Origin of the sequence: Agitococcus lubricus (assembly GCF_003051055.1) — a bacterium.
Classification (GTDB): Bacteria; Pseudomonadota; Gammaproteobacteria; order Pseudomonadales; family Moraxellaceae; genus Agitococcus; species Agitococcus lubricus.
The window spans coordinates 110,474-134,439 of sequence record NZ_QAON01000004.1; the positions used below are offsets into that span (position 1 = coordinate 110,474).

Genomic DNA, 23,966 nt, shown 5'->3' on the forward strand with positions numbered 1-23,966 from the left:
ATGCATTTTTTATTGCACTAAAGGCAGAATTTACATGCAATAACGCACCAAAAAATAGCAAATAAACTAATTTCGCACCAAAAAACAACATCAATTATCGATTTACCCTACACAGAATGATGGTCATAAGGGACTGATGTAAAAAACTGCCTGTGCTTAGGGGCTGTTGACGTTTTGATTGTGGTTGCGAAAGAGGCTATTTTTTAGAAGATACAAGGGGTGAAGCGCGTAGTTTGGTTATTCCAAATCAGCGATGAACAACAACGTAGCCTCAAAAAATAGCTCTTTCCCTGTGGGTTCCGTTAAAAACTGGCTCATGCTACGTGACAAAACTGGCCAATAGAATCACTATTCGCTGCGTTTTGTGCCTTACCTGAGTCCATTTTTATCAGCAACGCGGCTCACACGCAAAATGTCAACAGACCCTATGCTTTTATGAAAAACTTACGGTAATCTAGCCCAAGATAAATAACCTGCTAGGACAACATCATGGATTGTATCTTTTGTAAAATTGCCCAAAAACAAATAAAGGCTAATATTGTCTTTGAAAATGAGCGTGTGCTTGCTTTTAATGACCTTTTTCCGCAAGCACCCACCCATATTTTGCTGATTCCTAAACAACATTACAGTACGCTCAATGATGTGCCCGCAACAGAAGGTGCGGTGCTTGGCGAGTTGATGACAACCGCCGCACAATTAGCCACAGAGTTAGGACTGGCCGAATCTGGTTATCGCGTCGTTATGAACTGTAATGCCGATGGGGGGCAAAGTGTTTACCACATTCATTTACATTTATTAGCAGGTCGCCGTTTAACTTGGCCACCAGGCTAATTGTCACGCCATGATTTCGTTTTTCTGCTTTATATAGGTACGATGATGAGACGTTATAGTTTAGCCGACCGTTTGATTGGCCACGTTGACCAAGTTGTGCGCACTTTAACACCACAAACTCAGCCTGCGTTACGCGCCAACCCTGCACAGCGCATAGAGAATCCCGCCTTAAACACACAACAGCAAAGCGTTGTCGCAGGCTTAATGCGTGTAAATCATACGGGGGAAGTGTGTGCACAGGCGTTATATCATGGTCAAGCCCTAACCGCTAAATTAGCCACTGTACGCCAAGACATGGAACAAGCCGCGCTTGAAGAACAAGACCATCTGGCATGGTGCGAAGACCGACTCCGTGAACTGAACAGTCAGCCCAGTCTCCTCAATCCGTTATGGTATGGTTTATCGTTTGGCATTGGCGCATTAGCAGGGATTGCAGGCGACAAATGGAGCTTGGGCTTTGTCGCCGAAACCGAAAAACAAGTGTGTGCGCATTTAACCGCGCACATGCAACAATTGCCTAGCGAAGACCATAAAACCCACGCCATTTTACAACAAATGCATAGCGATGAAGACCATCATCGTCAACAAGCCCTTGCCGCAGGTGGTGTTACCCTACCACCACCTGTACAACAAATGATGCAGGCTATGTCTAAAGTGATGACCAAGACCAGTTATTATGTTTAAGCAACTTGTACCCAAAGCTCTCAAGCTAAAACTCCTATTAAATGCGTACTTACCTTTTTTAGGCGCAGGCATTCAAATTACGCGGGTGAGTGATGATTTTTTAGAAATTGATGTCAAAATGCCCTTACATAAGGGCAATAAAAATTATGTCGGTACGCATTTTGGTGGCAGTTTATATGCCATGACCGACCCGTTTTTAATGCTGATGTTGATGGAAAACTTAGGTAAAGACTATATTATTTGGGATAAAGCTGCACATATTGACTTTATCAGTCCTGGCCGCGGCACTGTTTATGCGCAATTTAGACTCACCAGTAAACAAATTGGCCAAGTCAAACTCGCTGCCGAAAGCGGAAAATCCATTTGTCCCGAATATACCGTAGAGGTCTTGGGTGAAGACGGTAAGGTGGTTGCTAAAGTGATTAAAACCTTATATGTCAAGAAAAAGTCACGGCAATCACATGCTAGTTAACGATGAGTCGCTTTTTTAGCCCTCTCCTACGAGCAGAGGGCTAAATGACTTGAAGACTAAGCCGGCACAATCTCGTAGTCATGGGTGATTTCCACGCCACCTGCACTCAACATCGCCGAAGCAGAACAGTATTTTTCGGCAGATAACTCGACCGCTTTTTTTACCTGAACCTCTTTTAAGTCTTTACCTGTCACTACAAAATGCAGATGAATTTTGGTAAAGACGGCAGGTACTGCATCGGCACGCTCAGCACTTAACTCGGCACGCACATCGGTGACCTGTTGACGTGCTTTTTTCAAAATAGTCACGACATCAAACGACGCGCACCCCCCCAACCCCATTAAGATTAATTCCATAGGACGTGCGCCAATGTTACGACCACCGTATTCTGGTGCACCGTCTAAGACAACGGCATGACCACTGCCCGACTCTGCTACAAAAGACACATCTTTTACCCACTGCACTGCCGCTTTCATTGATTTTCACTCACATTAAATAGACAATCTTAACCGTCAACAGACCCTATTTATCACACGCAAATAAAGATTTATTTGCTTTTTGACAATAGTCTGTACTTTACTATGACATTATTTGGCAATTAGTTCGCAATTCTGCTACAAACTACCCAACATTTGCTATATATAGGACTTATTATATGGCGAACTCGCGTTCACAAAGAGGGAATTTGTAACGCCAATCGGTAAACGGACGAATGAGACACGCCATTATTTTGTCTATGTATGATATTAACTCACAGGTATTTAATAATCCTTTGCCGACGTTAATCATCAACTAATAGCGTAATAATAAATCTAACTTTAGGACACTATCTATGGCCATTATTCCAGCTCTTGATCGTATTCCTCACCTACAAACCTTTTTAGAGCAATGCCATATTCGGCAATATCCGAGTCGGGCAGCGATTGTCCATGCGGGTGATGCCTCTGATTCGCTATTTTTTATTGTCAAAGGGTCTGTCTCTGTGGTGATTGAAGATAGCGAAGGCCGCGAGATGGTCGTTGCCTATTTAAATGCAGGTGATTTTTTTGGTGAAATGGGCTTATTTGAAGAAAAACCCATTCGTTCGGCATGGATTCGTGCCAAAACCGCCTGCGAAATTGCAGAAATTAGCTACCGTAAATTTAAGGAAATTGCGCGCCAAGATGCAGGCTTGATGTTTGCTTTGTCCGCACAATTAGCAGGTCGTTTACGGGCAACGACTCGCAAAGTCAGTGACTTAGCATTCTTAGATGTGACAGGCCGCGTGGCGCGTTGTTTATTGGACTTATCCAAACAACCCGATGCCATGACCCACCCTGACGGCATGCAAATTCGGGTGACGCGTCAAGAAATTGGCCGTATTGTGGGTTGCTCGCGTGAAATGGTTGGCCGCGTTCTCAAGTCCCTTGAAGATCAGGGACTGATTAGCGTCAAAGGCAAAACGATGGTTATTTTCGGGACGCGCTAGTCTTAGGAAAAAACAAGGCCGACAAGGCTTCGCCTGGTTCGGGAGCGCGCATAAAGGCCTCCCCTACCAAAAAGGCATTAATACCATTGGCTTGCATCAGCGTCACATCGGTTGGATGCAAAATACCACTTTCGGTGACTATCATGCGGTCTTTGGGTACAGAACGCATCAAAGCTAAAGTGGTATTTAAGCTGACTTGGAAAGTCTTCAAATTACGGTTGTTAATACCAATCATAGGAACAGGTAACTTTAAGGCACGTTCAAGCTCTGCTTGACTATGCACCTCTACTAGCACATCTAAACCAAATGCTTGTGCTGTGGCGTATAAGTCGGCCATTTGACTGTCTGATAAAGCACTGACAATCAACAAAATAGCGTCCGCACCAATGGCACGCGCTTCTACAATTTGATACGGGTCGATAACAAAGTCTTTGCGCAACACAGGCAAATTACAAACAAAACGGGCTTCTTGTAAATAGCTATCTGCACCTTGAAAAAAATCCACATCGGTCAACACCGATAAACAAGCTGCGCCTGCTTGTTCATAACTACGGGCAATCTGAGCTGGCACAAAATCTTCACGAATCACACCTTTAGATGGCGAAGCCTTTTTGATTTCGGCAATAATTGCAGGTTGTTTTTTGTCATGGCGACGTTTTAAGGCTTGATAAAAACCACGAACAGGCGATGCTTGTGCAGCACGGCTTTCTAAGGTGGCTAAAGACACTTGCCGTTGACGGCTATCGACTTCTTCGGCTTTTCGTTGAAGAATCGTACCTAAAATATGTGAACTCATAATAAATCACTTAAAACAAAGGTTTAGTTGTTTCATCACAACTAAACATTAATCGCTAAGGCGCGACTGAAATCTCGTAATGCAGCCAGCTTTTCTGAGGCCAACCCGCTGTGAATCGCATCTTCGGCCATTGCCACACCCTGTTTAATGGAGCGTGCTGTACCCGCCACATACAACGCTGCACCTGCATTGAGTGCAATCATGTCGGCCGCTTTCACTGCCGCTGGTGTGGAACGTTTGGCTAAAGCATTTTCTAATAAGGCGAGAGACTCTTGTACATTATCAACAATTAAGCCATCTAATGATTGCGTTTTTAAGCCAACATCTTCTGGGCAAATGCGATACTCGTGGACTTGGCCATCTTTTAGCTCTGCCACATAAGTGGGGGTCGCCAAACTAAACTCATCCAAACCATCGTCCGCGTGTACGACTAACACCTGCTCACTGCCCAAACGCCCCAAGACCTCGGCCAGCGGTCGACACCATGCACGGTCATATACACCTAAAACTTGACGCTTGACGCCCGCAGGGTTGGTTAACGGGCCGAGTACATTAAACAGCGTTCTGATACCTAACTCGCGACGCGGTGCAACTGCATGGCGCATAGCCGCATGATGATTGACAGCAAACATAAAGCCCACGCCAATACTGTCTATACAACGGGCGGTCTGTTCGGCACTTAATTGTAAATTAATACCTGCCGCCTCTAAGACATCGGCACTACCACTCTTAGAAGACACCGCACGATTACCGTGTTTAGCCACTTTAGCGCCAGATGCAGCCACAACAAAGGAGGAGGCCGTAGAGACATTAAATAAGTTCGCACCATCACCACCTGTCCCCACAATATCCACCGTATATTGCAAAGAGGCTAACTGCACAGGCGTACATAACTCGCGCATTACCCTGACTGCGCCTTCAATTTCGTCTAAGGTTTCGCCCTTCATACGTAAGGCCACCATAAACCCTGCGATTTGCGCGGTGGTACATTCGCCTGTCATGATTGCACGCATGACCGTTTGCATAGACTCTGTCGATAAATGCTGGCGATTTATTAACTGCGCTAAGGCTTGCTTGATATCCATGACTTAATGTGCCACTAAAAAATTATTTAACAAACGATGGCCTTGTTCGGTCAAAATAGACTCTGGGTGAAATTGCACCCCTTCAACGGCAAGCGTTTTATGACGTACACCCATAATTTCATCAACCGAACCATCGTCTAACTGTGTCCACGCGGTCACTTCTAGACAATCGGGCAAGGTATTTTTATCAATAATTAACGAATGATAACGGGTAGCAGTGAGTGGATTATTGAGGTCTTTGAAAACCCCTTGATGATGATGATAAATCGGCGAGGTTTTACCATGCATCACTTGACGGGCACGAATCACGTCACCGCCAAACACTTGGCCAATACTTTGATGCCCTAAACACACCCCCAAAATCGGAATTTTGCCTGCAAAATACTCAATGACCGCCATCGACACACCCGCTTCGTTGGGCGAACACGGGCCTGGCGAAATGACAATGTGCTGCGGATTGAGGTCTTCAATCTGTGCAATACTGATTTCATCATTACGATAAACACGCACATCTTGGCCAAGTTCGCCGAAGTATTGAACGATGTTATAGGTAAAAGAATCATAATTATCAATCATTAACAGCATAATAGTGCCTGTTTGCGCAAAAATTGTGAGTTCGTTTGTCTGAAGACCTGAGAACTAAAGATTTAGATACTGACAACCCAGAGTACCATGACGCTTAGGACTGAAGTGCTTATCGCTGATTGACTCATTGGTGAGCGTTAACCCTAGGTTCACCACATGCGCGGGCTTGAGTGCAATCAATCAGTCTTGTGCATGACGTTGATGATGTTTTGCCAATATTATCAACAGCATTATGCGCAGCTATACGCTAAATTGCAGGGCAATAATTGTAACGTAAATTTTGTGTAGACGGTTGTGCTTTTTCGCAATAAAAAAACCCCGAACACGTCGGGGTTTTGCCTTTCATCTCACCCTCTCCCAAAGAGAGGGAAGATAAAGGAATGCTTAGTGACCTGTGCCGTTGATGGCTTTGGTCATGTCTTCAACCACTTTTTTGGCATCACCAAATACCATCATGGTTTTGTCCATATAGAACAAATCGTTATCTAAGCCTGCATAACCTGCAGACATAGAGCGCTTAATCACCATGACCGTTTGTGCTTTATAGGCTTCCAAAATCGGCATACCATAAATAGGCGAACTCTTGTCATCTTTAGCTGCGGGGTTGACCACGTCGTTAGCGCCAATGATTAACACGACATCTGTACCTGCAAAATCGGAATTGATTTCGTCCATTTCTAGAATGTCTTCATAAGGCACATCAGCTTCGGCCAATAAGACGTTCATATGACCTGGCATACGACCTGCGACAGGGTGAATCGCAAAGCGAATATTTACGCCTTCTGCCTTGAGTGTGTTGTATAACTCTTTGACCGCATTTTGGGCGCGACCTTGAGCCATACCATAACCAGGCACAATGATAACGCTGCTCGCATTAGACATTAAGAAGCCTGCATCATCTGGTGAACCAGAGCGATAATTTTTAGGCTTACTCTCGCCTTCTGCGGCACTACCACTGTCTGCCGTTGCAATACCACCAAACAATACATTGATGATGGAACGATTCATTGCCTTACACATAATATAAGACAAAATAGCACCCGATGAGCCAACCAAAGAACCAGCAACGATTAACATATTGTTTTCTAAGGTAAAACCGATACCTGCGGCTGCCCAACCCGAGAATGAGTTTAATAAGGACACCACCACTGGCATATCACCGCCACCGACAGGCGCAATCCACATCCAACCAAAGGCTAAGGCTAAACCTGTCATTGCCCAGAACATGGTCATATTGCCAGAGGTGAAATAGATACCCCCACACACCAACATTGCAGCAAATAACGTCGCTTGTACAGGTTTTACCCAGCCACCTTTCAGTGTTTTCGCCCATTTTTTAGCAGCTAATTTGCCGTAAGCAAACACCGAAGCGGTAAAGGTAATCGCACCCACAAAACAACCGACAAACAATTCAAACTGATGAACTTTGGTCATGGGGTGAAATTCGACACCCGCCTGTTGTAAGGCTGTCGCATTTTGTAAGGTTAAAGCGACTAAATGATTGTTATGTAGTACCGCAGCTACCGCAATCAATACGGCTGCCAAACCGACTAAGGAGTGCATTAACGCAACAGTTTCGGGCATTTGCGTCATCGGAACGGCACGCGCACGGCTAATACCCACCACAGCACCTGCGGCCATTGCCACGACAATCATCCAAACCACAGGGTTTTGGGCAACAAAAAAGGTGGTCAATACGGCGATGACCATCGCAATCATGCCATAACGATTACCCATAATCGCTGTTTTTGGCCCTGACAAACCACGTAAGGTTAAAATAAATAAGATTGCGCCAACCAAATAAAACCAATTGGCCAATTCACGAATAACTTCCATTGATTGCGCCCCTTACTTCTTTTTTGGTTTAAACATTTCAAGCATACGCTCGGTGACCGCAAAGCCGCCAAAGATGTTAATGCTTGCTAAAAAGACTGCGATGGCTCCCAAAATACTAATAATATTAATAGTTTGGAATGTCACACTGCCTTCCATCCCGATGGCGGGTAAACCTACGGTTTGAATCATGGCACCGACAATAATGATACTGGACAGTGCGTTAGTAACGGCCATCAAGGGCGTATGTAAGGCGGGTGTTACCCCCCAAACGACGTAATAACCAACAAAAATCGCTAGAACAAAAATGGTAATCGTTTCGACCATGTCAGCTCTCCTTAGGCGCGCTTAGGTGGAAAAAGCTGTTGGCCTGCTTGAGTAATCAGCAAAGCCTTTTGGATTTCGTCTTCGAGGTTAACGACCATTTGACCTTCTTTATTGAGTATGGTCACGAGGAAGTTATAGACGTTGTTGGCATATAACGCCGAGGATTGTGCGGCGAGTTGCGCAGGAATATTGGGTGTACCAATAATTTTTACGCCGTTGGCCGTAGTCACAATTTCATTCACTACAGACCCTTCAACGTTACCGCCTGTTTCAACCGCCATATCCAAAATCACAGAACCCGCTTTCATTTTGGCAACAGTTTCGGCTTTAATTAAGCGTGGTGCATTACGACCTGGAATTAAAGCAGTCGTAATCACGATATCGGCTTGAGACACGGCTTTGTCAACAATCACGGCTTGGTCAGCAATATATTGTGGGCCGGGCATCCACGCATAACCACTGGCAGCGGCTTTTTTAGCGTTTTCTTTCTCTTCATCAGACATGGGCACATCAAGCCATTTGCCCCCTAAAGACTCGACTTGGTCTTTAGCGGTTGGGCGTAAGTCTGTGGCTTCTACCACTGCCCCTAAACGTTTGGCGGTTGCAATGGCTTGTAAGCCCGCAACACCCACCCCCATAATCACGACACGGGCAGGTTTGACTGTACCCGCAGAGGTCATAAACATCGGGAACGGACGTTGATATTCGTCGGCTGCCATAATGACCGCTTTATAACCTGCCAAGTTAGATTGGGAGGATAAAACGTCCATATTTTGCGCACGCGACAAGGTGCGTGGTAACAATTCTAAGGCAAAACACTGCAAATTTTTGGCAGCAAATGCAGCTAAGTTTGCATTACGATAGGGGTCGAACATGGCAATAACCGTTGCCCCGTCCTTAATCAACGCAATTTCTTCTGCGGTTGGTGCTTGTACTTTAAGAATGATGTCACTGGCGTACGCCGCTGTTGCATCCACAATAGATGCACCAACTGCACTGTAACTGGCATCTGGTACACTGGCATTTACACCAGCACCCGCTTGCACTACCACTTTATGGCCAGCCGTAATCAATTTTTTAACGGTGTCTGGTGTGGCTGCAACGCGTGTTTCGCCAGCGATGATTTCCGCTGGAATTCCGATTTGCATGGTCAACCCTCAGCATGAGCTTTTACAACGATTGGCTAGTCTAGACTTAGGCATTGCACTTTTGCCGACAACACAGCACGGGTAGTGCAGTGTGTAAACCAATAAGCGGTGAGCAAATAAGTCACTTGGCTTGTGGCCAACTAGCCTCCAAGGCTAAGTCCGATACCCAATAATGGGGAAATGGTACTTAAAAAAACCAAAAGGCGGGGGATTGTACTCTACCTTGAACGATATTTTTAGCGTGAATACCAACATTTTCTAATTTTTTATGCCATTGACGCCCAAAAATGTCGTCATTTCACAACAAAAGCAGCCCAACTGACATTTTTTGACAATTTTTTCATTGACCTCAATCCAATAGAGTCACCATAAAAGGATAGGTTTTTCCTCTAAATTGCACTATAGTGCCGCGCCTTAGGTGCTATTGCTTTTTGACGCAGGACGCGTTGATATCCCTGAATTCATCATGTCTCCACCGTCCATGCGATGTCTTTATGTCTAAATTTTCTGTGCCTGCACACAGTCACTCGTCTGCCCAACTATGGGGTGTGCTATTTGTCTTAATATCAGCCACGCTCTTCTCTGCAAAATCCGTTTTTGTCAAACTAGCCTACCAATACGCTGTTGACTCGGTCGTAGTCTTAACCTTGCGTATGGCCTTTGCCCTTCCCTTTTTTATTGCGATGCTATGGTGGAGCGAAGAACCCAGTCAAAAACCCTCTTCTGCTGATTATGCTGCTTTAATCGCCGCAGGGGTATTTGGTTATTATGGTGCGAGTATTTTTGACTTTTGGGGCATGGAATACATCAGTGCCAGCCTTGAACGCCTGATTTTATTTATGTATCCAACGCTAACTGTATTTTTATCGGCGATTTTCTTCAAAACCGCCATTAGCCAACGGACTTGGTGGGCGATTGTGTTAAGTTATGGCGGCATGTTATTGGTGTTTACAGGCTATCACCATGAACCGCAAAAAAATATTGTTTTGGGTAGTAGTCTAGTCTTTTTAGGGGCTTTGGCTTATGCAGGTTATTTAATTGCCAGCGCACAACTCATTCCACGTTTTGGTGCTGCCCGTTTTACTGCACTGGCCTTAAGTGTCGCATCCTTGTGTTGCTTTATTCAATTTTTATTGACGCATTCTTTATCCGAACTACGCACTTTAGCAACAGAAGTGTGGGTATTATGCGCTATTTTAGGTTTCTTCTGCACATTTTTACCTGCCACGCTACTAACACAAGGTATTCGTCGGATTGGCGCACCTCAATCAGCCTTAGTCAGTGCGATTAGCCCTGTGATTACCTTAGCGCTAGGCGCTTGGCTGTTAAACGAATTTTTAACGCAACAACAATGGCTAGGTGCACTCTGTATTTTAGTGGGCGTGGGTTTTATTTCTTACCCGTCTTCACGTCATGAAAGAAAATAGAGAATTGTCGTGTGCTAGACAGTGTCAGGACTAAAATGTCTTCTATACTCAACAATAGCCCTCACTCCTACAGATATAAAGAGCCTCGACAATGAGAACATTACAACAATGGTTTGCCGAATATAACGACAGTCACCGCAACCCTATCAACAAAAAAATTCATTGGCTATGTGTGCCTGTGATTAGTTTTACCGTATTAGCCCTCGCTTACAGTTTACATTGGGGCGTCGCCTTGGCGGCCTCTCTGGCAGCTTTATGGTTTTATGCACAACTGTCGATGGCCATTGCTATTGGTATGTTTGTCATGTTGGCTTTGATGATGGCGATTGCGAGTATATTGCCCAATTTATTGTGGTGGGCGATTGGCTTATTTGTTGTAGCGTGGATTGGTCAATTTGTAGGTCACTATATCGAAGGCAAAAAACCTTCTTTTTTTAAGGACTTACAGTTTTTATTGATTGGTCCTGCATGGTGCTTAGATGCGTTGTACGCTAAGTTAGGCTTAGAAAGTGCAAATATCCCCTTAGAACACTGATAAAAAATCCCTCTAAGCCATACGTAGAGTAATGCTGGTTAGTTAAGAAAACTGGGCACTTAAAAACAGCCCTTCGACTCCGCTCAGGGCACATTTTTGCGTTGACCGAGCGGAATCGAGGTGGTTGAGCGGAGTCGAAACCAAATCAGCAACGATGGCTTAACTGACTGGAATTAACACTTAGAGTTTTTTTTATGTGGCCATCATAGCTCACTTAGGGTTTGATTTCTTCACCCTCTTCCACAAACTCAGACTTAGACACAACCATAAAATCTTCTTTGCTTAAACCCATCGCCAGTGCATAACTGGTAGCGATATAAATAGAAGAATAGGTGCCTGCAAATAAACCTACCAACAAGGCAACCGAGAACCACTTCAGCGCAATACCGCCTAAGAACAAGAGCGCAATCACCACGATGACCACCGTAGCTACCGTCATAATGGTACGACGCAAGGTTTGCGTCAGCGAAATATCAATAATTTCTACCGAATCGGTACGACGTAATAATCTAAAATTTTCACGTACACGGTCAAAGACCACAATGGTATCGTTAAGCGAGTAACCAATTAAGGCTAATACTGCTGCTAGTACCGTTAAGTCAAATGGCCAGCCCATAATCGAAAAAATACCGACGGTAAATAAGGTATCGTGCAATAGAGAAATAACTGCCCCCACCGCAAACTTAAAACGGAAACGGACGGCCACATAGACCATCATCAAAAATAACGACAAACCTACGGCTAACAAAGACTGGGTGTATAGCTCAGAACCCACTTGCGAGCCTACCGAATCCACTTGGCGTAAAGTGGCAGGGTTTTGTACATCAAATTGGGCTGCGGTTAAGACTTGCTGGCCAATGTCTGTGCCTGCCTTTTCTTGTGGCGGCATACGAATCAAAACGTGGGTTGCTGTCCCTAAATGCTGAACCACGGTGTCTTTAATACCTGCTTTTTCTAGGGCTTCTTGTACAGCAACTTGTTCTACAGGTTTGGCATAGGCCAATTCAACCGACGTTCCGCCCGTAAAATCTAAACCTAAGTTTAGGCCTTTGGTTAAGATAGAAGCCAAACCAATTAAAACAACCAATAAGGAGAAAATCGCCATGGGTTTGCGAAAACGCATAAAGCGAATAATTTTTTCTTCAACCATGATGCGCCCCTTAAATACTTAACTTCGCGCCGCGACGTTGACCATACATCAGTTGGACAACCGCACGGGTCACAGTAATTGCCGTAAACATCGAACAAATAATGCCGATAGAGAGTGTGACCGCAAACCCTTTAACAGGGCCTGTACCCACTGCAAATAAGATAAACGCCACAATTAAGGTGGTTAAGTTGGCATCCAAAATGGTGGTATAGGCTCGGTCATAGCCTGCAATAATGGCACTGTGGGAAGACTGTCCTGCGCGTAGTTCCTCACGAATACGCTCAAAAATCAAGACGTTAGCATCAACAGCCATACCGACCGTTAATACAATCCCTGCGATACCAGGCAAACTGAGTGCAGCCCCAATCGCAGACATGACTGCTATCATCATCGCGACATTCATAAACAAGGCGATATTGGCAATCAAACCAAATAAACGATAAAACGCCAACATAAACAAAGCCACTGCGGCAAAGCCGACTTGTGTGGATAATAAGCCTTTGTCGATATTATCTTGACCTAAGCTCGGGCCAATGGTGCGTTCTTCCACAAAATACATGGGGGCTGCTAATGCACCTGCACGCAATAATAAGGCTAATTCCTTGGCTTCTGCGGGTGAGTCTAAACCTGTAATACGGAAACTCGACCCTAACATGGATTGAATGGTTGCGCGGTTAATAACCGTCTTTTCAATATAGGGTTCGCGTTGCTCAATGGTTTGGCCATTTGCATCAGTGATAAAGCGACTGCGCTGTTTATGTTCAACAAACACCACCGCCATTAACTTACCGACATTATCACGCGTGGCATCTGCCATCATTTTGCCGCCACGGCTATCTAAACTAATATTGACTTGTGGGTTTGAATACTCATCAAATCCTGATTGCGCATTGACAACACGGTCGCCCGTGACAATTTTTTTCTTTTGTAATAAGACAGGTTGGCCACCTACCTCTTGGAAGGGTAAAATTTCCGTACCTGCTGGCGCAATGCCATCTAAGGGCGCATCTTTATTTTCCCAATCCACAAAACGAAACTCTAAGGTCGCTGTACGCCCCAAGACACGTTTTGCTTCGGCGGTATCTTGTACACCCGGTAACTGAACCACAATACGGCTAGCCCCTTGACGTTGCACAACCGACTCGGCAACCCCTAATTCATTCACCCGATTGCGTAAAGTGGTTAAGTTTTGCTCAATGGCATAATCGGAAAATTCTTTTAATTTGGCTGGAGAAAAACCTAAATCTAAGAAAAAAGCGCCTTCTTTTTCACTGGGCACATAAACAAACTCACGGTATTCCGCCGCTAAGACTTCTTTAGCTTTTTCGCGTTCGCTGTCTGTTTCAAACTTGACCGTTAGACCGTTACTAATATCACTGACCGACCGATATGCAATTTTGCTATCACGTAACTTGCTTTTAATTTCGGCGGTATAGGTTTCTTGGCGTTGCTCTAAAATTTTTGACATATCCACTTCTAATAAGAAGTGTACGCCACCGCGCAAGTCCAAACCTAATTTCATTGGCCGCGCACCTAGATTCAACAGCCACTCAGGGGTTGTTGGTGCTAAATTTAAGGCCACCACATAGGCATCGCCTAAGGCACGTTTCACAATTTCTTGTGCCTTTAGCTGCTCGTCGTTGGTCTTGACGCGCACTAATACGCCTTTCTCTTGAATTTCACCGCCGTGATAGGCTAAGCCTGCTTGTTTCAGCGCGGTTTCGGCTTGGCTTAACACTGCTTGGTCGGCTTTAATCCCTGCATTTGCACCAGAAATCTGAATGGCTGGTTCATCAGGATATAAATTAGGTAAGGAATAAACGGTGCTAACAATCAGCACCAGCACAATTAAAATATACTTCCAAGCAGGATAACGCATAACGGTTCTTTCATTATCGAGAGTTAGACCAGCCTTGCTCCGTGATTAACTCTATCTGGTTATTGTTAACGCCGTTGTGTAACGGCAGCACAACGGCGATATGGCTGAGCCGCCATAGCAAGTTAAATGACTTATTTGGTCAAATTCACATTCGCGCCCGTACCTACACTCTTCAAAGTGCCTTCGGGAAGTGTTGCTAATACAGAGGCTTTTTGAATTTTGACGGTTAAATTATCGTTAATTTCAACGACTGCATAATCCTCATCCACTGCCTTTACTTTACCCAATAAGCCACCAGCAAAGACAATTTCATCACCTTTTTGCAAGCCCGCCATTAAACTTTGATGTTCTTTTTGGCGTTTGGCTTGTGGCCGCCATAACAAGAAATAAAACACCAGCATAAACACTACCAACATAGCAATATTGGCAAAAGCAGATGGCTCTTGTGCAGCAGGGGCGGCATTTGCATAGGCGTCGGCAATAAAAAAACTCATGATAAAAACTCTCTATAACACAGGAACAGGCAAACCACGGCGGGCATAGAAATCTGCCACAAAGGCCGACAATGTACCGTTTTCAATAGCAGTACGCAAACCAGCCATTAGCCGTTGGTAATAACGCAGGTTGTGTAGTGTGCCTAACATTGCACCCAACATCTCGCCACATTTGTCTAAATGATGTAAATAGGCGCGTGAAAAGTTCTTGCAAGCATAACAATCACAGTGTTCATCAATCGGGGATTGGTCAGTTTTGTACTGACTATTGCGAATTCTGACCACACCATCGGTGACAAAATAATGCCCATTACGCGCATTACGAGTGGGCATGACACAATCAAACATATCCACGCCGCGTCTGACCGCTTCAACAATATCTTCGGGCTTGCCCACGCCCATCAAATAGCGCGGTTTATCGTCGGGTAGTTTAGTGGGGACGTGATTTAAGATTTTCAACATGTCATCTTTGGGTTCGCCCACCGACAAACCGCCAATCGCATAACCATCAAAACCAATATCTAATAATCCAGCTAAAGAGACATCACGCAAATGCTCATACATGCCGCCTTGCACAATACCAAATAAGGCGTTTGGGTTGCCTTCGTGAGCGGTTTTACAACGTGCTGCCCAACGCAAACTTAACTCCATCGAGTCACGCGCTTCTTTTTCGGTGGCAGGATACGGTGTGCATTCATCAAAAATCATCACGATGTCAGAATTTAATTCACGCTGAATTTGCATCGACACTTCTGGCGTTAAAAAAACTTTTGCACCATCAATCGGAGACTGGAACTTAACGCCTTCTTCACTGATTTTACGCAATGCGCCCAAGCTAAATACTTGAAAGCCGCCCGAATCGGTAAGAATAGGTTTGTCCCAATTAATAAACTTATGCAAACCGCCAAACTGTTTGACGACTTCGGTGGTTGGTCTTAACCACAAATGAAAGGTGTTGCCTAAAATAATATCTGCACCAATATTTTCGATATCACTAGGAAACATGCCTTTAACCGTACCGTATGTACCCACAGGCATAAAAGCAGGCGTTTGTACCTTACCATGTTGTAAGGTGAGCTCGCCGCGGCGGGCAATACCATCAGTAGCTAAAAGTTTAAATTGCATAAGACCAAACCTAAATTTAGGTATTTAAGAGCAAAAATCGGGGCGCAAGTATAACTCAGGACAGCCAAATTTGACCGACGTTTGCAGATTTTATCTCCTAAAAATGACAAAACGCGGTCGATTTAGGCACAACAGCGCATTTTTGGTGTCTCTCTATGCGCCGTTCAGTCGCTATCATCCTGACTTTTCCACAAACATCGCATCGCCATAACTAAAAAAGCGGTATTTTTGCTCAACCGCTTGCGCATAGGCATTCATTACTGCTTCTTTCCCTGCAAAGGCGCAAACCAACATTAATAAGGTGGATTCAGGTAAATGAAAATTAGTAAATAAAGCATCTACGACTTTCCACTGATAACTGGGATAAATAAAAATTTGCGTCTCTCCCGACCACGCTTTTAATTGTCCCTCATTGTACAACGCGGCACTTTCTAAGGCGCGCACGCTGGTTGTACCAATTGCAATCACCCGCCCACCTTTAGCTTTTGTATCTTTAATGGCTTGTACAGTTTCTTGGGGTACATTTAACCATTCACTGTGCATTTGATGGTCACGAATATCCTCTGTTTTCACAGGTCTAAATGTGCCTGCGCCCACATGCAAAGTGACATAGGCAAAATTTGCACCTACCGCGTTGATATTGGCTAATAAGGCTTCATCAAAATGCAAACCCGCCGTAGGTGCAGCCACCGAATTTTGTTTGTTGGGGTCGCTATACACGGTTTGGTAGCGTTCGCTATCCGCTTGTTCGACTTGACGATTGAGATAGGGAGGCAATGGCATTTCACCGTATTGCGCCAACACACCGCGAATCGGCTGGCTAAATTGTAACTTAAATAAGTCCTCTACCCTGTCGAGCATCTGTGCTTGCACTTGGCCATTGGCAAACAACAGTTGCGCGCCTGCTTTGGGCGATTTGCTGGCACGCAAATGAACCAGTGCCGTATCGTCGTTAATGATACGTTCAATCAGCACTTCAACTTTGCCGCCTGAGCTTTTTTGGCCATATAAACGCGCTGCTAAAACGCGGGTATCATTAAAGACCAATAAGTCATTAGGTTTAATTAGACTGGGTAAATCAACGACTTGTTTATGTTGTACACCCTGTTGTGACAAATATAACAAACGGGAAGCCGAGCGTTGGGCTAAGGGATAACGGGCAATGAGTTCGTCGGGTAAATGATAGCTAAAATCAGACAGTTGCATGAGCTTGGGTAAGAATTAGTCAAATAGGATATCTATTATAACAAGTTTTAATGAAAATACTTGACGCAACTTTCATGACGACTATAATCGCAGGCCTACCTTGCCTAGGTGGCGGAATCGGTAGACGCAGTGGACTCAAAATCCACCGCCTTTGCGGGCGTGCCGGTTCGAGTCCGGCTCTAGGCACCAAGATTCCAAAAAAGCCCTGACTGAATAAGTCGGGGCTTTTTTATTTCTGAAAAAAACTATTCGCTGTTGATTCTTTAATTACTTTAATATCACCCCATCCTTGGTAAATCAGCACAGTGCGTTGTGCTCCGATTGTTTCATCTCGATAATCATTGTTATATTTACGTTTGATTTGTAAATCATCCATTCCTTGACTTTGCCATATTTGTTGACTCTCATTACTACTAACCAAGATGTAAACATACTCTTTAGCATGACCATTAAACACAGTATATTTAGGAATGGCATAGGCACAACACAGCGAAAGTATAAAAGGTAAAATTAAAATAGAAAAATAACTAGATTCAAAAATACGACCATCACTTTCTCTAAACCAATAAAAAAGCAACGTCAAACACGCCATGATTATAGAAACCATTATAACTATTTTATCTAACATTTCAACCGATGGAAAAATATAAGATGTATATTCAAAGCTAAGAGTTTGTAATATGACAGATAAACCAATAAAAAAGATGACACTTACATGATTAAACAAAAATCTTTGCTTATATTTCTCTATATCAATAAAATCAGGCTTGGACTCTACTAATCCCCACTCTTTAATCTTATTACTCATGACATACGATAAGGTTTTAGTGTTAGCGGTTGTAGGACGCCATAACTTACAGTCTATTTCTAAATAGTATCCATTGATATCAAATAAGAAAAAATCACTTTCAACATCATAAATAATATTTTTCACATCTTTTTTACTTATAAAACAGGGTTCTTTACCCCAAGAAAATGGGTAACTTATCATAATATTATCGTCAACCTTAATAAATGATTTGAATCGATAAAAAAGATAAAGTACAAATATAAAGCAAATATAGGTTTGAATGACTAAAAAAGTTAACTTATTAGGGAAAGAGTAGTATAAATCATCATCCTGTTTCTCCATAAAATAGTCAAAAGACAGAAAAAAAACCAAGCCCAACAGTATCAATATCTGCTTTTTATAACATGGCCTAAATAACATAGTTACTCCACATCAAACTCTTTAGATTGCTCCATGTCCATCATCACAAGACCAAATGGACCATAATATATATCAACACTTCGCTGCTTGTTTTTATATTTATCGAAATCAGCCTTAGCGATATAATATCCCTCCCTACTTAATTCAGGTGCTTTACCATCAACATCGTGCCAAGAAATATGATATGAACCTATTTTAGCTACTTGATACAGTGTTTTTTCAGGAGGTACTGTGAATAAGACATAGAGATGTAAAAGAATACAAAATAATAATCCAAATGATAAACCAATTATGGTGCTATACACACTATTATCCAGTCGGCGCTCATCAATAATTTTACTTTTATAAATAATTAGCGCAGAAAGTAATGACGTAACAGCATAATAACTCCAACCCCAATCAAAATATATTTGTATAAGTCTATTGTTGACACTAATTCCAATTGAAATAATCACAACCAAAAACATAAAAAATAAAGCTGTCATTTTTCGGCTAGTCATTATTTCAGCTACAGTAAATTGCTCATATTTTTCAATAATTATATGTTTTTGATAGTACTTTAATACTTGCAAAAAGTTAGCATACTTTAGCTCTATCACATTATTTTTGAAGATTTGAGCATCTCGTTGATTTACAGTTATTTGATTGCCATCATTAAAGTCTAGGACGATATGACTATGATTTTTGGGGTTATAAATAAAATTCTGTTGAGTAGTCACTTTAGTTAAACAATCAAAAGAATAGCTTGAATTCCAAAAGGACAGCCCCAAACATACCTTTTTAATACCTTGTGGAGAAACTGACAGATAAATACCAAAATAAAGATAGAGCGGAATAATCCAAAGAAACACAATCCATAAGATATACCCTGAAAATATCTTTGATGGATTATTTATCATTATTAAAACAACATCATATATACCTAATTGAATTGAAATAACAAAAAAATATATTAATATCCATAAAGAAAAAATTCTAAATCTCGTCTCTGGTATTTTTTGTTTTTGTTCTATTTTTATTTTCTTACTCCCACGCAACTATGATACCTTAAAATGAAGTTAATCGGCTAACTCAGTACAAAATCCACCGCCCTCACCGCTTCTGGCAAGTCTTTTTCGCCCAACATTTCTTTTAGCGTGGTTTCAATCATCACACACATCGCCTCTAAGGCTAAATCATTGGGGCTAGTGCCAAACGGTTCTTCCAACTCATCACTTAAGGCTTCTAAAGCAAAAAACGTATACGCAATAAACGCCACCATAATGGGAGTTGTCCAACCAATCGCGTCCACCAAACCAAACGGTAATAAAAAACAGTACAAATACGCGGTACGGTGCAAAATCACCACATAGGTATAGGGCAAAGGCGTACTACTCAAACGCTCACAACCACTCACCGCCTCAGTGAGTTTAGCTAAAGGTAATTCCATTTGTGCCGCTAAAATGGGTTCAAGTTGCTGTTGTTGGCGTTGTATTTGCAGTTGTTGAGCGAGGTGTAAAATCAATAAATTAGGAATAAATCGGGCGTTTTTGAGGGTTTGATAAACCTCTACACTTAATAATCGTTGTAAATCCTGACTTGGGTCTGTACCACGTAATTGATGACGTAAGACATGGCTCAAAGCCGCTAAACTATAGACAAAACCTTGTTGTTGCTGAATATCCGTCACTAAAGTGAGATATTGACGCGTTAACGTGCGACTTTCACTTAACATACTGCCCCATAATTTGCGTCCCTCCCAATAACGGTCATAACTGGCATTATTTCTAAAACCCAAAAACACCGCTAAGGCGACACCAATTAAAGTAAACGGGACAAAGGTTAAAGGCACTTTTAAGGCAAAAACTTGACCATGAATAATCGTGATGAGGCTTGCTAAACCTGTCACCGCAGCGAGTTGGGGCAAAATCCGTGGCAATACCGAACCACGCCAAATAAATAACATCCGCAACCAATGCTGACGTGGACGAATAATCATAATAATTCCAATAGCCGTGTTATGCCTAAGTCTTATATTATAGCCAGCAATTTTGAGCCTTTAGAGTATCACGTTATGAGATTTGGCACTCCCTTAAGCAATCATGCCACCAAAGTCATGTTATTAGGTTCGGGCGAGTTAGGTAAAGAAGTGGTCATTTCTTTACAACGCTTGGGCGTAGAGGTTATTGCTGTTGACCGTTATGCTAATGCACCTGCTCATCAAGTGGCACATCGCGCCCATGTGATTAATATGAGCAATGCTGACGAGTTACGGGCTTTAATTTTGGCCGAAAAACCGCATTTTATTGTCCCTGAAATTGAAGCGATTGCGACCCAAGTTTTAGTTGATATTGAACAAGAAGGCATTGCCGAAGTCATTCCCACCGCGCGGGCAGTCAATTTAACCATGAACCGTGAAGGCATTCGTCGTTTAGCCGCCGAAGAACTACAATTACCCACCTCCCCTTATGCCTTTGCTGAAAGTTTAGAACAACTACAAGCGGCTGCCAAAAACATTGGTTTTCCGTGTTTTATCAAGCCTGTGATGTCCTCTTCGGGTAAAGGCCAATCTAAAGTGGATAATGTTGCAGAATTAGCCGCCGCATGGGATTACGCCTTAGCCAGTGGGCGAGTAAATCATGGCAAAGTGATTCTTGAAGGCATGATTAATTTTGATTTTGAAATTACCCTGCTCACTGTGCGTGCTGTGGGTGCAAACGGTCAAGTACAAACTTTCTTCTGTGATGCGATTGGTCACAAACAAGTGGCAGGTGATTATGTCGAAAGTTGGCAACCTCAAGCCATGAGTGAAATTGCGTTAGCAAAAGCCCGTGACATTGCTGATAAAGTCACTACCAATTTAGGCGGTCGTGGCATTTTTGGCGTTGAGTTGTTTGTCAAAGGGGATGAGGTGTGGTTTTCTGAGGTTAGCCCTCGCCCACATGATACGGGTTTAGTCACGTTGGCGAGTCAATATCAATCAGAATTTGAAATTCATGCTCGCGCAATTTTAGGCCTGCCTGTCAATACCGCTTGTCATAGTGTGGCTGCCAGTGCGGTGATTTATGGCGGCTTAGAAGCGCAAGGAATTGCGTTTGAAGGCGTTGCCGAAGCCTTACAAGTGCCCAATAGTGATTTGCGTTTATTTGGTAAACCCGAAAGTTTTGCTAAACGCAGAATGGGTGTAGCCTTATGTCGTGCAGAGAGTGTTGATTTAGCCAGAGCCAATGCCAGAGAGTCAGCAAGCCGAGTAAAACCTGTATTAGGGTAATACAGGTCTAATGTCGCAGGAGGCCATTTGCCTTCTGTGGCTAATGTTGTTTAATTAAGTCTAAACTGCGTTGTAACGGGTCTGTTTTATCATCACTGGCCCGTTCTAACATCGGTTCGGTCTCTATTAATACGGCTAACACTTGATTTAACTCTTCATCTGACCATCGTAATGCAGGGGCTAAACGGATTTTGAGCTGCTGCTGATTGCGTGACAACATCGCCAAAGACAAGCCTTGATTTTCTAAAGCGGCAAGCAACAGTGGCCTCTGCGCCTTGACCTGTGTTAATAATGCTGCGAAATAGTGCTCGCGTGCGGCTTGTTGCTGCTGCTGTTTTAGCACCTCTAAAGCGGATAACTGTTGGCGTAAGGCGTCAATTTGTGCATCATAGTCTGTCACTAAGCTAGGCTTATCCACTGCTAAACCTAGTTGCCACTGACTAAATAGCTGTACAAACTGTTCTAAACGTGGGTCATCGACTTGTCTCATCCAAAACCCATCCGCCCGTTCAGGCGCAGGCTGTTGGCCAAACAACGCTAAGGGTGGCGCAATTAGGGTATTCCACGAGGCCGCCACCACAGGATAGGCTGTGCCTTCAATCGTCGCGGTGGCCACACTGACAATCACAGGCGACACCATACCTACCGTTGGAACAAGCGTATATGCAGAAGCCGTGACAGCGACACCGATTGGTAACCCCGTTGCCACACGTAACACCGTAAGAATAGAAGACTCAAAACTCGCCCACGGATAGGCCAACCACCAACCAAAAACCCGTTTTTGCGTACGACTTTTGGCTTTAGCCATTGATGTTTGCCATGTATCGGCCACCCCCTGAACGGTATAGTCCATTAAAACCTCTTTTGCTCCCCAACGCCATGTCGTATTGGCTGTGTTAGCAATATCGGTATAAAACTGCGGCTTTACATACTGGCTTAATGATGTCCCCGCACGCTGCCAACCTTTGGCCACATGATTGATAGGAACGACATAACCAGGAACTATCCACACATCATATAAACGTTGTTCGGCATCATAAAGTTGACCCGCACGAATTAAGTCTTTTTTTGCGTCAAGGAGAGAAAATAGGCATTCGCGCTTGCTGTTTGTGTCGCGACACAGAGAGCGGAACTCAGTAATACTTGATGGGTTTTAGACATAGACATTCCGTGACTTCGTTGTTTTTTGAATGATAAAGCCAAAGAATGGTATTTGAATAGGGGGATTTAAGCGGCTAAAAGAACATCCTCACGGGAGGAAAAAGCCTCCCGTGCGGACATTTGTGTGTGTTGACGTTCGGTGCGGCGTAACGCTTTTTCACTTTTACCATGAGCACCACCTTTTTGCGCAATCGCAACCAAAGTCACCCAATTACGCGGTCTTTTTTGCAGTTTGACTGCATGTCGTTTAGGCATTTTTCTATCTCCTAAGCTGCCCAGCGATACCATTGCCAAATATCTTGGCGTTTTTTGACCTTTTTTACTTTCGGGTCAGATTCTAAAAATAACGGCCCTTTATTCACTCGCTCAAAGGCGAATTTTTCGGGCAAATCACTATATAAAGAGCGAGGCGGAATATGTTCCTCATCCAAACGTTTTAAAGCATTTCCCGTTTGCCACGCATGATAAAACACTTCCTTAAAACCTAATTCTTCCTGTAAAAACCATAATGCAGCAGTCAGCATAGCCTCACTCCATGTTTTTTGGTGCTGTTGAATATCCGTTTGATAGTCAAGCACCACATCCACAGGCAACCAAGCACTCCGCCACCAAACACGCAGTTCATTATTTTGTGTCGCTTGTTTGGCTGCTGCGTACAACTCAGCATAATCACGTAACCAATCCGACTGAATCTCTTCAATCATTGCTTGGCCTGTTTGCCAATCCCAATCTAAACGCGCCCATGCCAAGGTAATACGTTGCTCAGACATGGGGTGATGCCAACGGCCATAACGCCAAACTTGACCTAATTCATGGTTTGTAAATGCTTTTACATGAGAAATAGGTAAATTAAGTTGCAATACGGCATTGAGTCCTGCACGACTGGTTTGATACCAAGGGTTCCACTGTTCGTTACCCCATTGTGCAAGATTTAACACATAGTTATGAATGGACTGTTGTGGCCAATAATGCAATAACTCTGCTAAAGCAATGTCATCACGACCACAACGCGCCAACCAGTCCTTAATCAAAGGTTTATTTAACCAATGAGCATAGCGGCTCTTCTTTACATCCCGAATAGTCCGCATACCGCCATGTTGTTGCAGCCGCCCTAACAAGTACAACACATAACGGTCACGGTGGTAGTAAAAACAAGTTTTCTCTTTAGGTAAACACGCAATGACTTCGTCTAGTTGGCTTTGTTTCATTATTCATTCCTCCTGTCTAAATCGGTGTAAACACAACGTCCCTGTAGGGTCTGTCCAGCCACGCATCCCTGCGTGTCGTTCGGCGGAGTAAA

The 23,966-nt window shown here is 43.5% G+C and carries 25 protein-coding genes and 1 tRNA gene; 8 read left to right on the forward strand and 18 right to left on the reverse strand.

Annotation, left to right across the window (positions count from 1 at the left end; genetic code table 11):
* Positions 1-489 precede the first annotated feature (489 nt).
* The 3 genes from C8N29_RS05540 to C8N29_RS05550 are packed head-to-tail and all read left to right on the forward strand — an operon-like array spanning position 490 to position 1,987.
* The gene (locus C8N29_RS05540) at positions 490-831 is read left to right on the forward strand and encodes a histidine triad nucleotide-binding protein (protein ID WP_107865052.1); all 342 of its coding nucleotides are present in this window, start codon (positions 490-492) and stop codon (positions 829-831) included.
* Positions 832-876: 45 nt separating this feature from the next.
* Positions 877-1,515 (forward strand): 2-polyprenyl-3-methyl-6-methoxy-1,4-benzoquinone monooxygenase, encoded by a 639-nt coding sequence (gene coq7, locus C8N29_RS05545; protein ID WP_107865053.1) that lies wholly within the window; start codon positions 877-879, stop codon positions 1,513-1,515.
* Positions 1,508-1,987: a DUF4442 domain-containing protein gene (locus C8N29_RS05550; protein ID WP_107865054.1), complete on the forward strand. Its 480-nt coding sequence runs from the start codon at positions 1,508-1,510 to the stop codon at positions 1,985-1,987. Before coq7 ends, C8N29_RS05550 begins: the two co-directional genes overlap by 8 nt.
* 56 nt (positions 1,988-2,043) lie before the next feature.
* On the opposite strand, the gene C8N29_RS05555 is transcribed toward C8N29_RS05550, so the two are convergent.
* The gene (locus C8N29_RS05555; protein WP_107865055.1) at positions 2,044-2,463 is read right to left on the reverse strand and encodes an OsmC family protein; all 420 of its coding nucleotides are present in this window, start codon (positions 2,461-2,463) and stop codon (positions 2,044-2,046) included.
* 356 nt (positions 2,464-2,819) lie between these two features.
* Here C8N29_RS05555 and crp point away from each other — a divergent pair, with 356 nt between their 5' ends.
* Complete coding sequence (crp, locus tag C8N29_RS05560; RefSeq protein ID WP_107865056.1) at positions 2,820-3,455, forward strand: cAMP-activated global transcriptional regulator CRP; 636 nt, start codon at positions 2,820-2,822, stop codon at positions 3,453-3,455.
* Here crp and trpC read toward each other — a convergent pair.
* The 6 genes from trpC to C8N29_RS05590 all read right to left on the reverse strand — a co-directional run bounded on the left by trpC (position 3,436) and on the right by C8N29_RS05590 (position 9,229).
* A complete protein-coding gene (gene trpC / locus C8N29_RS05565; RefSeq protein WP_107865057.1) occupies positions 3,436-4,251 on the reverse strand; it encodes an indole-3-glycerol phosphate synthase TrpC in 816 nt (271 codons plus the stop codon). The genes crp and trpC overlap by 20 nt on opposite strands.
* Positions 4,252-4,292: 41 nt before the next feature.
* Entirely contained in the window at positions 4,293-5,336 is a 1,044-nt protein-coding gene (trpD, locus tag C8N29_RS05570; protein WP_107865058.1) for an anthranilate phosphoribosyltransferase, read from the reverse strand.
* A 3-nt stretch (positions 5,337-5,339) separates the two neighbouring features.
* Positions 5,340-5,921 carry an aminodeoxychorismate/anthranilate synthase component II gene (locus tag C8N29_RS05575; RefSeq protein ID WP_107865059.1) on the reverse strand — a complete coding sequence of 194 codons (582 nt, stop codon included), beginning with the start codon at positions 5,919-5,921 and terminating at the stop codon, positions 5,340-5,342.
* A 384-nt stretch (positions 5,922-6,305) separates the two neighbouring features.
* The gene (locus tag C8N29_RS05580; protein WP_107865060.1) at positions 6,306-7,757 is read right to left on the reverse strand and encodes an NAD(P)(+) transhydrogenase (Re/Si-specific) subunit beta; all 1,452 of its coding nucleotides are present in this window, start codon (positions 7,755-7,757) and stop codon (positions 6,306-6,308) included.
* A 12-nt stretch (positions 7,758-7,769) separates the two neighbouring features.
* Positions 7,770-8,081, reverse strand: coding sequence for a proton-translocating transhydrogenase family protein (locus C8N29_RS05585; protein WP_107865061.1), 312 nt, complete (start codon positions 8,079-8,081; stop codon positions 7,770-7,772).
* An 11-nt stretch (positions 8,082-8,092) separates the two neighbouring features.
* Complete coding sequence (locus tag C8N29_RS05590; RefSeq protein WP_107865062.1) at positions 8,093-9,229, reverse strand: Re/Si-specific NAD(P)(+) transhydrogenase subunit alpha; 1,137 nt, start codon at positions 9,227-9,229, stop codon at positions 8,093-8,095.
* A 494-nt stretch (positions 9,230-9,723) separates the two neighbouring features.
* Between C8N29_RS05590 and C8N29_RS05595 the strand changes: the two genes are divergently transcribed.
* A complete protein-coding gene (locus tag C8N29_RS05595; RefSeq protein WP_107865063.1) occupies positions 9,724-10,656 on the forward strand; it encodes a DMT family transporter in 933 nt (310 codons plus the stop codon).
* 91 nt (positions 10,657-10,747) lie between these two features.
* The gene (locus C8N29_RS05600; RefSeq protein ID WP_107865064.1) at positions 10,748-11,191 is read left to right on the forward strand and encodes an Mpo1 family 2-hydroxy fatty acid dioxygenase; all 444 of its coding nucleotides are present in this window, start codon (positions 10,748-10,750) and stop codon (positions 11,189-11,191) included.
* A gap of 214 nt (positions 11,192-11,405) precedes the next feature.
* Here C8N29_RS05600 and secF read toward each other — a convergent pair whose 3' ends face one another.
* From secF to queA, 5 genes are all read right to left on the reverse strand, one after another.
* Positions 11,406-12,341, reverse strand: a complete 936-nt coding sequence (secF, locus tag C8N29_RS05605; RefSeq protein WP_107865065.1) for a protein translocase subunit SecF — start codon at positions 12,339-12,341, stop codon at positions 11,406-11,408.
* Between the two features lie 10 nt (positions 12,342-12,351).
* On the reverse strand, positions 12,352-14,220 hold the full coding sequence (secD, locus tag C8N29_RS05610) for a protein translocase subunit SecD (protein WP_107865066.1): 1,869 nt from the start codon (positions 14,218-14,220) through the stop codon (positions 12,352-12,354).
* Positions 14,221-14,351: 131 nt separating this feature from the next.
* A complete protein-coding gene (gene yajC, locus C8N29_RS05615) occupies positions 14,352-14,714 on the reverse strand; it encodes a preprotein translocase subunit YajC (protein ID WP_107865067.1) in 363 nt (120 codons plus the stop codon).
* 12 nt (positions 14,715-14,726) lie between these two features.
* Entirely contained in the window at positions 14,727-15,839 is a 1,113-nt protein-coding gene (gene tgt, locus C8N29_RS05620) for a tRNA guanosine(34) transglycosylase Tgt (RefSeq protein WP_107865068.1), read from the reverse strand.
* 174 nt (positions 15,840-16,013) lie between these two features.
* Positions 16,014-17,045, reverse strand: coding sequence for a tRNA preQ1(34) S-adenosylmethionine ribosyltransferase-isomerase QueA (gene queA, locus C8N29_RS05625; protein WP_107865069.1), 1,032 nt, complete (start codon positions 17,043-17,045; stop codon positions 16,014-16,016).
* Positions 17,046-17,147: 102 nt separating this feature from the next.
* On the opposite strand from queA, the gene C8N29_RS05630 reads away from it, so the two are divergent.
* Positions 17,148-17,234 (forward strand) — tRNA-Leu (locus C8N29_RS05630).
* Between the two features lie 40 nt (positions 17,235-17,274).
* Here C8N29_RS05630 and C8N29_RS05635 read toward each other — a convergent pair.
* The 3 genes from C8N29_RS05635 to C8N29_RS05645 form a co-directional block, all read right to left on the reverse strand.
* Positions 17,275-18,177, reverse strand: coding sequence for a hypothetical protein (locus C8N29_RS05635; protein ID WP_146164422.1), 903 nt, complete (start codon positions 18,175-18,177; stop codon positions 17,275-17,277).
* An 80-nt stretch (positions 18,178-18,257) separates the two neighbouring features.
* On the reverse strand, positions 18,258-19,292 hold the full coding sequence (locus tag C8N29_RS05640; RefSeq protein WP_107865071.1) for a hypothetical protein: 1,035 nt from the start codon (positions 19,290-19,292) through the stop codon (positions 18,258-18,260).
* Between the two features lie 29 nt (positions 19,293-19,321).
* Positions 19,322-20,233, reverse strand: coding sequence for a bestrophin family protein (locus tag C8N29_RS05645; RefSeq protein WP_107865072.1), 912 nt, complete (start codon positions 20,231-20,233; stop codon positions 19,322-19,324).
* 75 nt (positions 20,234-20,308) lie between these two features.
* Here C8N29_RS05645 and purT point away from each other — a divergent pair, with 75 nt between their 5' ends.
* Positions 20,309-21,505, forward strand: a complete 1,197-nt coding sequence (gene purT, locus C8N29_RS05650; RefSeq protein ID WP_107865196.1) for a formate-dependent phosphoribosylglycinamide formyltransferase — start codon at positions 20,309-20,311, stop codon at positions 21,503-21,505.
* Between the two features lie 40 nt (positions 21,506-21,545).
* On the opposite strand, the gene C8N29_RS05655 is transcribed toward purT, so the two are convergent.
* The 3 genes from C8N29_RS05655 to C8N29_RS05665 form a co-directional block, all read right to left on the reverse strand.
* Positions 21,546-22,517, reverse strand: a complete 972-nt coding sequence (locus C8N29_RS05655; RefSeq protein ID WP_107865073.1) for a hypothetical protein — start codon at positions 22,515-22,517, stop codon at positions 21,546-21,548.
* 215 nt (positions 22,518-22,732) lie between these two features.
* Positions 22,733-22,921, reverse strand: coding sequence for a hypothetical protein (locus C8N29_RS05660; RefSeq protein WP_107865074.1), 189 nt, complete (start codon positions 22,919-22,921; stop codon positions 22,733-22,735).
* Positions 22,922-22,932: 11 nt separating this feature from the next.
* Positions 22,933-23,874 (reverse strand): hypothetical protein, encoded by a 942-nt coding sequence (locus C8N29_RS05665; protein ID WP_107865075.1) that lies wholly within the window; start codon positions 23,872-23,874, stop codon positions 22,933-22,935.
* Positions 23,875-23,966: the final 92 nt, after the last annotated feature.